This window comes from Streptomyces luteolifulvus (assembly GCF_008806595.1).
Lineage (GTDB): Bacteria > Actinomycetota > Actinomycetes > Streptomycetales > Streptomycetaceae > Streptomyces > Streptomyces luteolifulvus.
The window spans coordinates 340,020-353,343 of the sequence record NZ_VZRB01000004.1; the positions used below are offsets into that span (position 1 = coordinate 340,020).

The following is a 13,324-nucleotide window of genomic DNA, read 5'->3' on the forward strand; positions in this document are numbered from 1 at the left end:
TGCTCATGGCGATCTCCGGAACGGATGCGTACGAGACGGCGGTCCAGTTGCCGCCGCTGGTCGAGCGGGCCCTCGCTGCCGCTCGGGACCATGGGTTCCCGTACTCGTGCCGTCCCGAGCAGGGGCGTCTGCTGTATGCCCTGGCGGGCGGGGCCCGAGCGCTCGTCGGGGAGACGGGGACCGGCTTCGGTGTCGGTCTGGCCTGGCTGGCGTCCGGTGCGGGCGAGGGGGTGCGGCTCGTCAGTGTGGAGCGGGATCCGGAGCGCGCCCGCGTCGCGGCCGAGGTGTTCGCCGACCGGCCCGGCGTGGAGGTGCTCACCGGCGACTGGCGGCGGATCGGGGAGCAGGGGCCGTACGACCTGCTCGTGCTGGACGGCGGCGGCCAGGGGAAGGCGGACGGCGATCACGCGGCCGGGGTCGGGCAGCTGCTCGCGCCGGGCGGCACGGTCGTCCTCGACGACTTCACTCCGGCGACGAGCTGGCCGCCGCTGTTCGAGGGGCGGCTCGACCGCGCACGCCGGTTCTGGATGGACCACCCGGACCTCCGGTCCACCGAGCTGCGGCTGGCGCCCGATCTGAGCGCGGTCGTCGGGACGCGGCGGCTGCCGGCCCCGGAGCGGCTGGGCGGGGTGGAGCCGGGCCGGATCGTGCGCGGCAGGGTCACCGGCACCCCGCACTTCGGTGTGTTCGTCGACCTCGGCGACGGTGTCCAGGGGTATGTGAGCCCGGTCGAGATCACCTGGCGGCGGTTCGAGGCGATCGAGGACGTCGTCCGGGTCGGGCAGGAGGTGACCGCCGAGGTGCTCGACGTGGATGCCGAGCGGGAGCAGGTGCGGCTGTCCCTCAAGGCTCTGGAGCCGGATCCGCTGTCCGTCTTCGCCCGGGGCGCCCTGGGACGCATATGCCGCGGTCCGGTCACCAAGGTCGTGCCGTTCGGTGTGTTCGTGCAGGTGGCGGACGGGGTGGAAGGGCTGGTGCAGAGGGATGAGCTCGTCGGGGATCCGCGGGTGGGCGACGAGCTGACGGTCGAGGTGACCCAGATCAATCTCCGCCGGCGGCGGATTTCGGTGACGCTGGTGTAGGAACGGTGATGTTGTCCCCAGGCCCCTGCGACCCCGACGACCCCGAGGAGTCCCGCGTGTCCTCCCTCTTCCCGGCCCTGACGCACCGCCCGGGCGCACTCGTCGCCCTGCGCTTCGGCGAGCGGTCCCTGACCTACGCGCAGCTCGCGGCCGCGGCCGGGTCCGCCGGCGACCGGGTCCGCGGGGCGGGCCGGGTCGCCGTCTGGGCGACCCCGTCCCTGGAGACCGCCGTCGGCGTCGTCGGCGCGCTGCTGGCCGGGCAGGCCGTCGTACCGCTGAACCCGAAGTCGGGGGAGAAGGAGCTCGGGCACATTCTGTCCGACAGTGCGCCGACGGCGGTGCTGGCGGCTCCGGACGACGAACTCCCGGCGGCGGTGAGGGGCTTGGAGCGTATCGACGTCGACGTGTACGGCTCCGGGCCGGTCCTCGACGACGGCTCGGCCGCCGACGACGACCCCGCCCTGGTCGTCTACACCTCCGGCACCACCGGCCCGCCCAAGGGCGCCGTCCTGCCCCACCGGGCGATCGCCACCACCCTGGACGCGCTCGCCGACGCCTGGCAGTGGACCGGCGACGACGTGCTCGTGCACGGGCTGCCGCTGTTCCATGTGCACGGGCTCGTACTGGGCGTCCTGGGCCCGCTGCGGCGCGGCGGCGCCGTCCGGCACCTCGGCCGGTTCGGCACCGAGGCGCTGGCCCGTGAGCTGAACTCCGGCGCGACCATGATGTTCGGCGTGCCGACGATGTACCACCGCATCGCCGAGGCCCTGCCCGAGGACCCCGCGCTGGCCAAGGCGCTCGGCGGCGCACGGCTGCTGGTCTCCGGCTCGGCCGCGCTGCCCGTGCACGACCACGAGCGCATCACGGCCGCGACCGGCCGGCGCGTGATCGAGCGGTACGGCATGACGGAGACCCTGATGAACACCAGCGTGCGCGCGGACGGGGAGCCGCGGGCCGGCACGGTCGGTGTGCCGCTGCCGGGCGTGGAGCTGCGGCTGGTGGAGGAGGACGGGTCGCCGATCACCTCGTACGACGGGGAGACGGTGGGCGAGATCCAGGTGCGCGGCCCCAACCTGTTCACCGGGTACCTCAACCGGCCCGACGCCACGGCCGCCGCGTTCACGGCCGACGGCTGGTTCCGCACTGGTGACATGGCCGTGCGTGATCCCGACGGCTACGTCCGGATCGTCGGCCGCAAGGCCACCGACCTGATCAAGAGCGGGGGTTACAAGATCGGGGCCGGGGAGATCGAGAACGCGCTCCTCGAACATCCGGGGGTGCGGGAGGCCGCCGTCACCGGCGAGCCGGACGCCGACCTGGGCGAGCGGATCGTCGCCTGGATCGTCCCGGCGGATGCGCAGTCCCCGCCGGGTGCCGCGGAGCTGGCCGATCATGTGGCGGGCCGGCTCGCTCCGCACAAGCGGCCGCGGGTCGTTCACTGTCTCGACGCCCTGCCCCGCAACGACATGGGCAAGATCTTGAAGCGGGCGCTGAGCCATGACTGACCGACTCTCCGCGCGCGAGACCCTCGCGCTCGTCACCGACGACTTCACCGAACTCCCCCGTCCGGCGCGGGACGCCAAGCCCGACGGACCCCTCGCATGGCAGGGCTACGACGCCTCCCGGGCCCGCGCCGCCGAGCGCACCGGCGAGACGGAGTCCGTCGTCTGCGGCACCGCGAGCGTCGAGGGCACGCGGGCCGTGCTGATCGCGTTCGAGTTCGGCTTCCTGGGCGGCTCGCTCGGCGAGCGCACCGGGGACCGGCTGGAGGCGGCGTACGCCTACGCCCGCGGGCACCGGCTTCCGGTCGTGCCGCTGGTCGCCACCGGCGGCAGCCGGATGCAGGAGGGCATGCTCGCGCTGACCCAGCTCCAGCGCGTGGCACGGCAGTCGGCGCTCACGAAGGAGGCGGGGCTCCCGCAGATCGCCGTCCTGCGGGACCCCACGACCGGCGGCGGCTGGGCCACGCTCGGCGCGGGCGCCGATGTGATCCTCGCCCTGCCCGGCGCCCAGGTCGGCTTCGCGGGCTCGCGGGTCCGGCCGCCGGACGCGGACCCGGCGGCGTACACGGCCGAGGCGCAGCTGGCGGCGGGCGCGGCCGACGCGGTCGTACCGCCTCGGGCACTGCGTAAGACCCTGGGGCGTTGGCTGCGGCTGCTGACGTCGCCCTCGCAGGCCGAGGCGCCGCCACCGCGGGCCCTCGGCGCCACGGACCTCCCGGTCTCCGGCTGGGACGCCGTCCGGCGGGCCCGTTCGACCGAACGCCCGCGCGCCGCCCGCTACTTGGACGCCTACTTCACCAGCCGGGTCTCGATCGGTGGCGACCGCTGCGGCCACGCCGACCCCGACGGCATGCTCTGCGGCTTCGGCGAGCACGAGGGGCGGACGGTGGCGTACGCCGCCCAGACGGGCACCTCGACCCGCCCGGCCGGTTACCGCACCGCCGCCCGGCTGATCCGCCTCGCGGACCGGCTCGGCGTCCCCGTGCTCACGCTGGTGGACACCCCCGGCGCGGCCAATGACGCCGAGGCGGAGCGGCAGGGGGCGGGTGCCGCGATCGCGGACCTGTTCCACGCGGTGGCGGCGGCGCGGACTCCGGTCACCACGCTGGTGATCGGCGAGGGCGGCTCGGGCGGTGCGCTGGCGCTGGCGGCCCCGGGCAACACCTGGGCCACGCCGGACAGCTACTTCTCCGTCATCGCGCCGGAACTGGCGGCCGCGATACTCAAGCGGCCGGCGGAGCAGGTGGAGGCGACGGCGGACCAACTCCGCATCCGGCCACAGGACTTGGTGGAGCTGGGAGTGATCCGCGGAGTCATATGACACAGCACCTCCCGTGCACGGCTCACACAGCGCTCTCCCCCGCAGCCCGCGGGTTTCGGCCAATCCGGTGATTCCGGCGCAATCGAAGGCGGACATCTCCAAGTACCGTCCGTAACAATGGGGTTCGGCGGAGTCACACACGGCACGGGGGAGCACGCAGCTCATGGACGGCTTGACGGAGTTCAAGACCGAGGACGGCGCGCTGGTCGTCGTGGAGGGGGTCGGCGAGGAGTCCGGGGCCCGTATGGTCTCGCGCGGCGACGGACCGGACCGGGCGGCAGGCACTTTCGAGGGCGCCCTCCACGGCGTACGGGCCGCTGCCGAGTCCGCACTGCGGGTCTTTCGGGACGGCTCGCTCCGGCCCGACTCCGTGGAGCTGGAGTTCGGGGTGAAGCTGAGCGCGGAGGCCGGGGCGGTGATCGCGAAGGGCTCGGCGGAAAGCCATCTGCTGGTGAAACTCAGCTGGTCACCCGGGCAGTCGCCGTCGGATCCGGAGGCCGCCCGCCGGTCATGAGCAACGCTGCCTGGCACGCCCGGATCGCCTGCGGCAACGAGGTGGGCGCGGGCTTCCTGGTCTCCGCACACCGCGTGGTCACCTGCGCGCACGTCGTCCGGTCGAGCGGTACCTCGGCGGTGACGGTGACCTTCCCCAACAGCAGGGGACTCGGCCCCGTCCCCGCCGTCGTGGCCGTCCACGGCGGCTGGTCCGGCGACGCCGCCGACCCCGGTGATCTGGTCGTCCTCGAACTGGACCGCGAAGTGCCCCTGCACCCGGCCGAGTTCGCGCCGCCGGGCGCCGAACTGGGCGAACCCGCCCCCACCCTGGTCGCCTACGGCTTCCCCAAGGGGTACGACGAGGGCATGCTCGCCCGCTACCAGGCCGTGCCCGGCGCCCTGGTCCTGGACGAGTGGCGGCAGCTGGAAGCCGCCACCGCCCACGGGCAGGCCCTGGCCCCCGGGTTCAGCGGCGCGGCGGTGGCCCTCGCGGACGGCAGGGTCGTCGGCATGGTGTCGACCGTCGCGGGCTCGCGGGACGGGCGTGTCGGCCGGATGCTGCCCACCCAGGTCATGGCCCGCTACTGGCCCGAACTCGGTGCCCTGGTTCCCACCCCGGACCACGGTCCGCACGCGGTACGACGGCTGTACGGGCTGGTGCGCCGGGCGGTCGCCGAGGGAGCGGACTGCGACCCCGACCGGCTGTACGTCGATGCCGTGGGCCCCTTCGGACCGCCGCTGCCGGAGGGCGGCTTCGCCTCGCTCGGGGCGGCGGCCGGATATGTGCAGTGGGAGGTTCCCGAGGGCGAGGCGGTCACCCGGTTCGCCGACCGGCTCCAGGAGGTGCTGGACGCGCCGCCGGTACGGCCCGCCGTGGCCGCGTCCTGGTCCCCGATCCTCGTCGAGCTCGACCACAGCGGCGCCGGCGCCGACCAGGTCACCGTGGAGGTGTCCGCGTACCGCGACGGACAGCGCAGACCCGTGGGCTCCCACCGGCTGCCGCGCGGGGCCGTGCGGACCTACGTCCAGGAGCGCATCGACGAGGCGTTCACCCAACTCGCGCCCGACGCCGACGAGCTGATCACCTTCGTACTGCCCCGCGAGTGGCTCAACGAGCCGGTCGCGCACTGGGAGTGCGGCGTCCACGACTCCACACCGCTGGGCTGCGCCTACCCCCTGGTCGTCGTGGACCGCTCCCGGCACCGCAGCGGACGGCTCCGCCATCAGCTGGCCAAGAGGTGGCAGAAGCTGGACGCCTTTCCCGGCGGGCGGCTGCACCGCGTCGACTGCGGCACCGCCGAGCGCCCGCCGAGCCTGCGCAAACGCCTGCGCGACGACGACGCCGACCTGGCCGGCTTCGCCTTCCCGCCCGCCACCGCGCGGCCGCACTTCGAGGTCGGCCTGAACACCCCGGTGCCGGTCCTGCTGTGGCCACGCACGGGCTGCACCGACACCGCCCACCACGGCCCCTGTTCCGGCTCGGCTTTCCTCGACGAGCTCGCCGGTTCCGTCACGGGCGTCCCGCCCGCCGAACTCCCCCGCCACGTCATGGCGTTGCGGGAGACCGCCGACGCCGACGACGACCCCGACCGGCACTGGGCGAAGGACGTACAGCTCCTGTGGGACGATCCGCGCTGCTTCCCCGAGCCCGCCGCCTCCCTCCACTCACCCGTCGCCTGAGCCGCCCCCCACGGAAAGAAGATCCATGCCCCTGTGGCCCGTCTACACCGGCACCAGCGAGCCGCACGACGGCATCACCCGGCTGCCCCCGCCCCCGCCCTGGCGTGCCTTCGACGGCACACCGGCGCTGGCCTCACCGGACGAGGGCGACGCCGCCTCCCCTGACCGCACCCACCGCGCCGAGACGTACCGGGCCACCCCGCAGACCGTGCAGCTCGTCAACGCGGCCCTCTATCTGCGCCGGCCGCTCCTGGTGACCGGGCCGCCCGGCACCGGCAAGTCCTCGCTGGTGTACGCGGTCGCCCGGGAACTGCGCCTCGGCCCGGTCCTGCGCTGGAACATCACCAGCCGCAGTACCCTCGACGACGGCCTCTACCAGTACGATCCGCTCTCCCGGCTCTACGCGGCCCGGCAGGCAGCCGGGCACACCGCCGAGGACATCCCGGAGACCGGCATCGAGGACCATCTGCGCCTCGGCCCCCTCGGCACCGCCCTCCTGCCCTTCGACCGCCCCCGCGCCCTGCTCATCGACGAGATCGACAAGAGCGACCTGGATCTGCCGAACGACCTCCTCAACGTGCTGGAGGAGGGACAGTACGAGATCCCCGAACTGGTCCGCACCGCGCGCCGCACCCCCACCGCCGAGGTGATGATCGACGGCACCGACGAGCGGGTCCCCGTCGAGCGCGGCAGGGTCCGCTGCCGGGCCTTCCCGTTCGTCGTCCTCACCAGCAACGGCGAACGCGAGTTCCCGCCCGCCTTCCTGCGCCGCTGTGTCACCCTGCGGCTGCGGCAGCCCGACGACGGCCAGCTCACCGCCATCGTCCGCGCCCACTTCGACGAGGAGCCCGACGCCTACGCGCAGACCCTCATCACCCGCTTCCTGTCCCGGGTGGGCGGCGGCGACCTGGCCACCGACCAGCTCCTCAACGCGATCTACCTGGCCCGTTCCTCCGACCTCGGCGCCGAGTCCCTGGACGAGCTCGCCGAGCAGCTGATGCCGTACCTGGGCGAGACACCGCAGGCCGATGCCTTCTGACCGCTCCGGCCCACCGGAACCCCTGGCCCGCCTCGCCGACGTCCTGGCCGAGGCGGCCTCCGGGGTCCGCCCGACCCCGCTGGAACTGGCCGAACTCCTGTGGCTGGCCCGGCACATGGAGGCCCCGGAGACCGAGCCCGCGGCGCAGGCCGCCGCCGAGGACGGACACCCCTGCGAACCCGGCGAGGAGACACCACCGCCACCACCGACCGAGCCCGAGCCCGAGCCGCGGGATGGCCGCCCTTCCCCGCCGCCGGAAACCCCGCGCGCACCGCTGCACCTGCCCTCCCCGCCGGGGACCCCCGGTCCGACGGACCGGCCCCACACCTCCCTGCTCGCCCCCGCGCCCCCGATGCTGCGCCACCCCCTGGCACTGCAGCGCTCCCTGCGCCCCCTGAAGCGCCGTATCGCCGCACCCGCCGGCCACGAACTGGACGAACGCGCCACCGCCGACCGCATCGCCCGCCTCGGCGCCGCCCCCGAGTGGTGGCTGCCGGTCATGCGCCCCGCCCGGGAGCGCTGGCTGCGGCTGAACCTGGTGTACGACGCCGGCCCCACGATGCCCGTCTGGCGCCCGCTGATCCGGGAACTGCACACGGCCCTGGCCCAGTCGGGCGTCTTCCGCACGGTGACCCCGTACCGGGCCGAGCCCGACGGCACCGTCCGCGGCGACGGCGCGCACACCCCCGCCGACGGCCGCACCGTCACCCTCCTGATCAGCGACTGCATGGGCCCGCAGTGGCGCCGGGGCCCCGCCGGCACCCTCTGGTACGGCACCCTGCGCCGCTGGGCACACCGGATGCCGCTGGCCGTCGTACAGCCGCTCCCGGAACACCTGTGGCGCACCACCGCCCTGCCGACGACACCCGGCCGGCTGACAGCACCGCACCCGGCGGCCCCCTCCGCGGCGCTCACGTTCTCGCCGTACGAGCCGCGGGAGCCGCAGGAGTCGAGTGAGTCGTACGCCGCCGTCCCCCTGCCCGTGCTGGAGCCCGGCCCCCGGTGGCTGGCGAACTGGGCGGCGCTGCTCGCGGCCCCGGGCGGCACCGAATTCCCCGCCGCCGTCGCGCTGCTGGACCGGCCGTCCGCCACCGCCGCCTCCGAGGACCGTACGGACGTCGGACGGCTGTCCGCCGAGGAGCTGGTGCTCCGCTTCCGTGCGACCGCTTCCCCGGAGGCGTTCCGGCTGGCCGGGCATCTCGCGGTCGGGCGGCCCGATCTGCCGGTCATGCGCCTGGTCCAGGCGGCCCTGGAACCGGACCCGCACCCCCAGCACCTCGCCGAGGTGATCCTCAGCGGCATGCTCACCAGCGCCCCGGGCCCGTCCGGCTCCTACGCCTTCCGGCCCGGCGTACGCGATCTGCTGCTGCGCGGGCTGCCGCGCAGCGCCCGCAGCCGCACCACCGAACTCCTCGACCGGGTGGGCGGCCTGATCGACACCCGGGCGGGACGGGCACCGGGCGAGTTCCACGCGTCGACACCGGCATCGTCCGGCACCCGGACCGGGGTGGACGGCGAGGCGTTCGCGACGGTCGCTCCGGAGAGCGTACGGCGGCTGGCGGGGCCCTCGGCGAACGGGCGTCCGGCGCTCAGCGACCGCTACCGCCTCGTGGAACGGCTCGGGCCGACCGGTTCCCTGTGGCTCGCCGATGATGTCGAGCGAGGGCGGCGCGTGGTGGTGCGGCAGCACTCGGCGCCCGGCGACCGAGAGGGCCTGCGGGCCTTCCTGCGGGCGGCGGAGGCGCTGACCGCCCTCGACCATCCGAATGTGGTGGCCGTCCACGACCACGGGGTCGAGGACGGAGCCCCGTACGTCGTCATGGAGCATCTGGACGGCATCCCGCTCAACTCCCTCGCCTCACCCGGCGGTTACCGCCTTCCGGCGCCGCTCCTGGTGTCGCTGGGCCGACAGCTCGCGCGCGGTCTCGGAGCCGTCCACGAAGCGGGCGTCACGCACGGCGGACTCGGTATGAGCCGTGTGCTGCTCCTGCCCGACGGGACGGCCAAGCTCATCCTCTTCGACCTCGGCAAGACGCCCGGGAAGGAGGGCAAACGGGACGATCTCCGGGCGCTCGGCCAGGTGCTCTTCCAGCTGTCGTCGGGGGTCACCGCTCAGGCCGGCACGCCCGTCACGGCCGACCGGCTCACCTCCCTGCCCGCCTCCCTGCGGCCCGCGTACGCGACCGCCGTCGCCCGGCTTCTGTCCCACCCCACGGAGCAGGAGGAAGGCGCGCTCATCCTCCTCGCCCGCAGCCTGCAGCGTATGGCCGAGGAGGCCTACGAGCCGCTCCAGTACACCCTCCTCGGCCCGCCCTCCGTCAGCCGGGGCCCCGGCCGCCCCCTCGCCGTCGGCTCCCCCGAGGAGCAGGCCATGCTGTGCATGCTGCTCCTGCGTCATGGCCGCACGGTGCCCCGTGCGGAACTCACCGAGGGCATCTGGGGCCGGCAGGTCCCCGCACGTGCCGCCGGTCTCCTCGGCACCTACGCGTCCCGGCTGCGCAACGCCCTGGGCCCCGGTGTGCTGGCCGTCCGGCCGGACGGCCACGCCCTGCACACCAGCGCGGACTTCGTGGACGCGGTCCGCTTCCGGAAGCTGGCCGACGCGGCCGGGGCGGGGCGCGCCGCGGGGAACGCGGAGTCCGCTCGCGCGCAGGCGGACGAGGCACTGGGCCTCTGGCACGGCACCGCCCTCGACGGCGTCCCCGGCCCGGCCGCGAGCGCCGCCCGCACCCGGCTCCTCCAGCTCCGCCTCTCGCTCAGCGCGACCCGCGCCGAACTCGACCTGGAACTGGGCCGGTTCGAGAGCGCCGCGGACGGACTGACCCACCTGGTCCGGGAGTATCCGGACCGCGACGACTTCCGCCGGCTGCTCGCCCGCGCCCTGGAGGCAGGACCGGACACTTCGCGGCCCACCCCACCGCAGCCGCTCCGCCCGGTGGTCCTGTTCGAGGCCGACGGCCTCACCGGCCGCCCCGAGGCCCGTATCACCCTCGAGTACGCGGTGCACCAGATCCTCGACCGGGCCGCCCTCGCCCCACGCGAGGTACAGGTGCGCGACAACGGCTACCTCGTCCTCGCCGAACCCGGCGCCTATGCGCTCCCGGTGCTTGTCGCGGCGATGCGCGGGCTGTCCGAGGCCCTTGCGGGACTGGACGATCCCCCGCGCTTCCGGGTGACGTTCTGGCAGACGCCCGGCGACGCCGAGAGTCCCGTCGTACCGCCGGAGGTGCACGCCCTCGGCGCGAACACGGCCGCCGACATCCTGGTCGTCGTCTCCCCCGCCTGGTACGAGGAGTTCGCCGGCAGCTCGGCCGCCCTCGACCCGCCGCGCTTCCAGCCGCTGCACGGCAACGCGCCCGACACCCCGCCGGTCGCCTGGTACTGCCCGCTGTCGGGGTCGGTCTCCGAGGCCGAGGACCGGGACCTCGTGCGGGGTCCCTTCATCACGCACGACCTCCACGAGCTGGGGATTCCGGCCCCGGGCCGCAAGGCGGTCGTCCACACCCGGCCGGACGGCCCGCTGACCCTGCTCAATCCCGCCCAGCCGCACGGCACCCGCCCGCCCCGCCGCACGACCTACTACGAAGTCGACCTCACCACCCACCAGGCCTTCCACACCGTGTCCCTGCCGAGCCACGGCAAGGGCGCCTTCGCCGCCACGGTCGAGCTGTCCTGGCACGTCGTCGACCCGGTCACCTTCGTTCGGAGCGAGAGCACCGACGTGGCCGGGCGGCTGCTCGACCATCTTCTGGACTCGGCGGGCCGCATCACACGCCGTCACCCCCTGCGCCGGGCGAGCACCGCCCAGCGCACGGTCAACGCCGGACTGCGCAGCTGGCCCGTGCCGGGGCTGGCGATCTCGTACTCGGTACAGCTCGCCCCGGAGGGCACACCACCGCCGGCACCGCAGCGGGCGGCCCCGGCCCAGCGCCGGCCCGCACCCGCCGATCTCCTCGGCGAGGCCGACGCCGTGCTGCTCGGCTTCGACGGGCCGGTCACCCGGCTGTTCTCGGCGAACACCGCGCGCGAGGCCGCGCTCGACCTGCTCTCCGTCGTCGTCGAGTACCGCGATCCCGAGGACGCGCTCACGGGGCGGCCGCTGCCCACCGCGGGACGGGACGCGTTCCTGCACCCGCTGGAGGTGCTCCGCGCCTTCGCCCACGACAGGCTCGGGCCCCTCCTGCGCGAACGTCTCGACGAGCTGGAGCTGCGGGCCGTCCCGGACGCGCCCACAACCCACAACTCCATCGCTCTCGTCCGCACCCTCCACCACTCCGGCCGCCGGGTCTGCGTGGTCACCGACGTCGGCGAACCTGCCGTGCACCGCTATCTGGAGCCCTACCGGCTCCCCCTGGCCGGCGTCCACGGCCGCGGCGCGGACCTCGGTCTGCTGATGCCCCACCCCGACTGCCTGGAGCGCGCCCTGCGCTCCCCCGCCGCACCCGCCCCCACGGGCGTCATGATCGGCTCCACGGTCGCCGAGCTCACCGCCGCCCAGCAGCTCGGGCTCCGCTTCATCGGTCTCGCCCGCAACCACACCGTCGAGCAGAGCCTGCGCGCGGCGGGCTGCGAGGTCACGGTCTCCTCGCTCGCCCCGCTCCTGGACGCGGCCCGCTCCCTCTGACTCGCCCGCTCACTCTCCTCCCCGGCAGGGGCAGAAACCCCCGTTCGGCGGCGCCCCGCCCGGCCCACCAGAAGACGCGGGCGTCCGGTCCTGACCGCACGATGCCAAAGAGGCCCGCCGCCCGGCGGCCCGCACGGTCTGCGCACTCGGGAGGATCTGCCATGACCGCCAGTCTGGAGCAGCTGCGCCGCTGCCACTTCGCCGTCGACCTGGGGGCGGCGAGGACGCGGGTGTATGTGAAGGGCGCCGGGCTCGTCGTCGACCAGCCGTCCGCCGCCGCCGTGAACACGCGTACCGGCGCGCTGATCGCGGTGGGCGAGTTCGCGGAGCGGATGACGGGGCGCACACCCCACTACATCCGTGTGATGCGGCCGGTCTCCGGCGGGACGGTCGTCGACATCGAGATGGCGCAGCGCATGCTGCGGCATCTGCTCGGCGACAAGATCCGCCGCAGTCTGCGCCGCAAGCCCCGGCTGCGTGCCGCTGCCTGCACCCCGCACGACGCCGACCCGCTGGCGCAGCGCGCCGCGATCGAGACCCTGGTCGGCCTCGGCGCCCGCCGGGTCGAACTCGTCGACACGCTGATCGCCGCCGCCGTCGGCTGCGGACTACCGGTCGAGCGCCCCGAGGCCACCATGATCATGGTGTGCGGGGCCGCCGCGACGCAGGTCGCCGTGCTCTCCCTCGGCTCCATCGTGACCGCCGAACGCGTCCCCGTCGGCGGCGAGGCCGTCGACCACGCGATCGTGCAGCACCTGCGCCACGAGCACGAACTGATGCTGCCCAGCCAGTCCGTACGACCGCTGCAGCTCGCCCTCTCCGGCAACGGGCTCACGCAGCAGGGGCCGGCGTCCACGGAGATCCACGGGCGGGACGTGGCCACCGGACTCGCCCGTTCCGTGCAGGTCGACACCGCCGCCGTGCGCGACGCGATCGAGACCCCGCTGACCGCGGTGCTCGACGGCATCGGGAGAGTGCTGCGGGACTGCCCGCCCGACCTGGTGGCCGACCTCGCCGACCGCGGGATCATGATGGTCGGCGGCAGCGCCCTGCTCCCCGGCCTCGACCAGATGCTCCGTGAGGCCACCGGCATGCCGGTGCACATCGCCGAACGCCCCGACGTGTGCGCCGTCCAGGGCCTGGGCTACATGCTGGAGGGCAAGATCGAGCCACTGGTGCTGGATCCGCTGGCGGACTGAGCCGAGCCCGTATATAGCCCGACGAGGTGTACTCCCCCTGGGTGAGGGGGAGTAGGCCTTCTCGTGAAGCCGGCCATCATCCGGATCGGTGTCACCGGGCACCGGTCGATTCCCGCCTCCGTCCTGCCGTCGGTGTGTTCCGGGATGCGCACGCAACTCGGCGTCGAGGGCGAGGTGGAGGCCCTCACGAGTCTGGCAGCGGGCGCCGACCAACTGTTCGCAGACATCGCCCTGGACAGTGGCATCCCGGTCACTGCCGTCATCCCCGGCATGGAGTAAACGAAGTCGCAGGCCTCCGGCGGTGCACAGAGATCACGTCACGGCGCACGGCCAAGGACCATGCGCACTGCTCAACGGCGCAATCGGGGGTGTGAACAGACGG

The 13,324-nt window shown here is 74.4% G+C and carries 8 protein-coding genes and 2 pseudogenes; all 10 read left to right on the forward strand.

Features of this window, described 5'->3' with window-relative positions:
• Window positions 1-5 precede the first annotated feature (5 nt).
• Window positions 6-836 (forward strand): annotated as a pseudogene (locus F7R91_RS42565) (S1 RNA-binding domain-containing protein); the annotation flags it as partial.
• Complete coding sequence (locus tag F7R91_RS44215) at window positions 831-1,082, forward strand: S1 RNA-binding domain-containing protein (protein WP_408056018.1); 252 nt, start codon at window positions 831-833, stop codon at window positions 1,080-1,082. The pseudogene F7R91_RS42565 and the gene F7R91_RS44215, both read left to right, overlap by 6 nt.
• Before the next feature lie 56 nt (window positions 1,083-1,138).
• Window positions 1,139-2,587, forward strand: a complete 1,449-nt coding sequence (locus F7R91_RS08560; protein ID WP_150946276.1) for an acyl-CoA synthetase — start codon at window positions 1,139-1,141, stop codon at window positions 2,585-2,587.
• The gene (locus F7R91_RS08565) at window positions 2,580-3,905 is read left to right on the forward strand and encodes a carboxyl transferase domain-containing protein (RefSeq protein WP_150946154.1); all 1,326 of its coding nucleotides are present in this window, start codon (window positions 2,580-2,582) and stop codon (window positions 3,903-3,905) included. Before F7R91_RS08560 ends, F7R91_RS08565 begins: the two co-directional genes overlap by 8 nt.
• Before the next feature lie 163 nt (window positions 3,906-4,068).
• On the forward strand, window positions 4,069-4,419 hold the full coding sequence (locus F7R91_RS08570) for a CU044_2847 family protein (RefSeq protein ID WP_150946155.1): 351 nt from the start codon (window positions 4,069-4,071) through the stop codon (window positions 4,417-4,419).
• Window positions 4,416-6,080: a VMAP-C domain-containing protein gene (locus F7R91_RS08575; protein WP_150946156.1), complete on the forward strand. Its 1,665-nt coding sequence runs from the start codon at window positions 4,416-4,418 to the stop codon at window positions 6,078-6,080. Before F7R91_RS08570 ends, F7R91_RS08575 begins: the two co-directional genes overlap by 4 nt.
• Window positions 6,081-6,105: 25 nt before the next feature.
• Window positions 6,106-7,119: an AAA family ATPase gene (locus F7R91_RS08580; RefSeq protein ID WP_150946157.1), complete on the forward strand. Its 1,014-nt coding sequence runs from the start codon at window positions 6,106-6,108 to the stop codon at window positions 7,117-7,119.
• Window positions 7,109-11,743 carry an SAV_2336 N-terminal domain-related protein gene (locus F7R91_RS41920; protein ID WP_191971405.1) on the forward strand — a complete coding sequence of 1,545 codons (4,635 nt, stop codon included), beginning with the start codon at window positions 7,109-7,111 and terminating at the stop codon, window positions 11,741-11,743. Before F7R91_RS08580 ends, F7R91_RS41920 begins: the two co-directional genes overlap by 11 nt.
• A gap of 161 nt (window positions 11,744-11,904) precedes the next feature.
• The gene (locus F7R91_RS08600) at window positions 11,905-12,942 is read left to right on the forward strand and encodes a rod shape-determining protein (protein ID WP_150946158.1); all 1,038 of its coding nucleotides are present in this window, start codon (window positions 11,905-11,907) and stop codon (window positions 12,940-12,942) included.
• 75 nt (window positions 12,943-13,017) lie between these two features.
• Window positions 13,018-13,218 (forward strand): annotated as a pseudogene (locus F7R91_RS08605) (hypothetical protein); the annotation flags it as partial.
• Window positions 13,219-13,324: the final 106 nt, after the last annotated feature.

Bases quoted from the DNA above. Each gene is read 5' to 3' on its own strand.
- F7R91_RS08565 (WP_150946154.1), top strand. From the start codon at position 2,580: ATGACTGACCGACTCTCCGCGCGCGAGACCCTCGCGCTCGTCACCGAC.
- F7R91_RS08570 (WP_150946155.1), top strand. From the start codon at position 4,069: ATGGACGGCTTGACGGAGTTCAAGACCGAGGACGGCGCGCTGGTCGTC.
- F7R91_RS08575 (WP_150946156.1), top strand. From the start codon at position 4,416: ATGAGCAACGCTGCCTGGCACGCCCGGATCGCCTGCGGCAACGAGGTG.
- F7R91_RS08580 (WP_150946157.1), top strand. From the start codon at position 6,106: ATGCCCCTGTGGCCCGTCTACACCGGCACCAGCGAGCCGCACGACGGC.
- F7R91_RS41920 (WP_191971405.1), top strand. From the start codon at position 7,109: ATGCCTTCTGACCGCTCCGGCCCACCGGAACCCCTGGCCCGCCTCGCC.
- F7R91_RS08600 (WP_150946158.1), top strand. From the start codon at position 11,905: ATGACCGCCAGTCTGGAGCAGCTGCGCCGCTGCCACTTCGCCGTCGAC.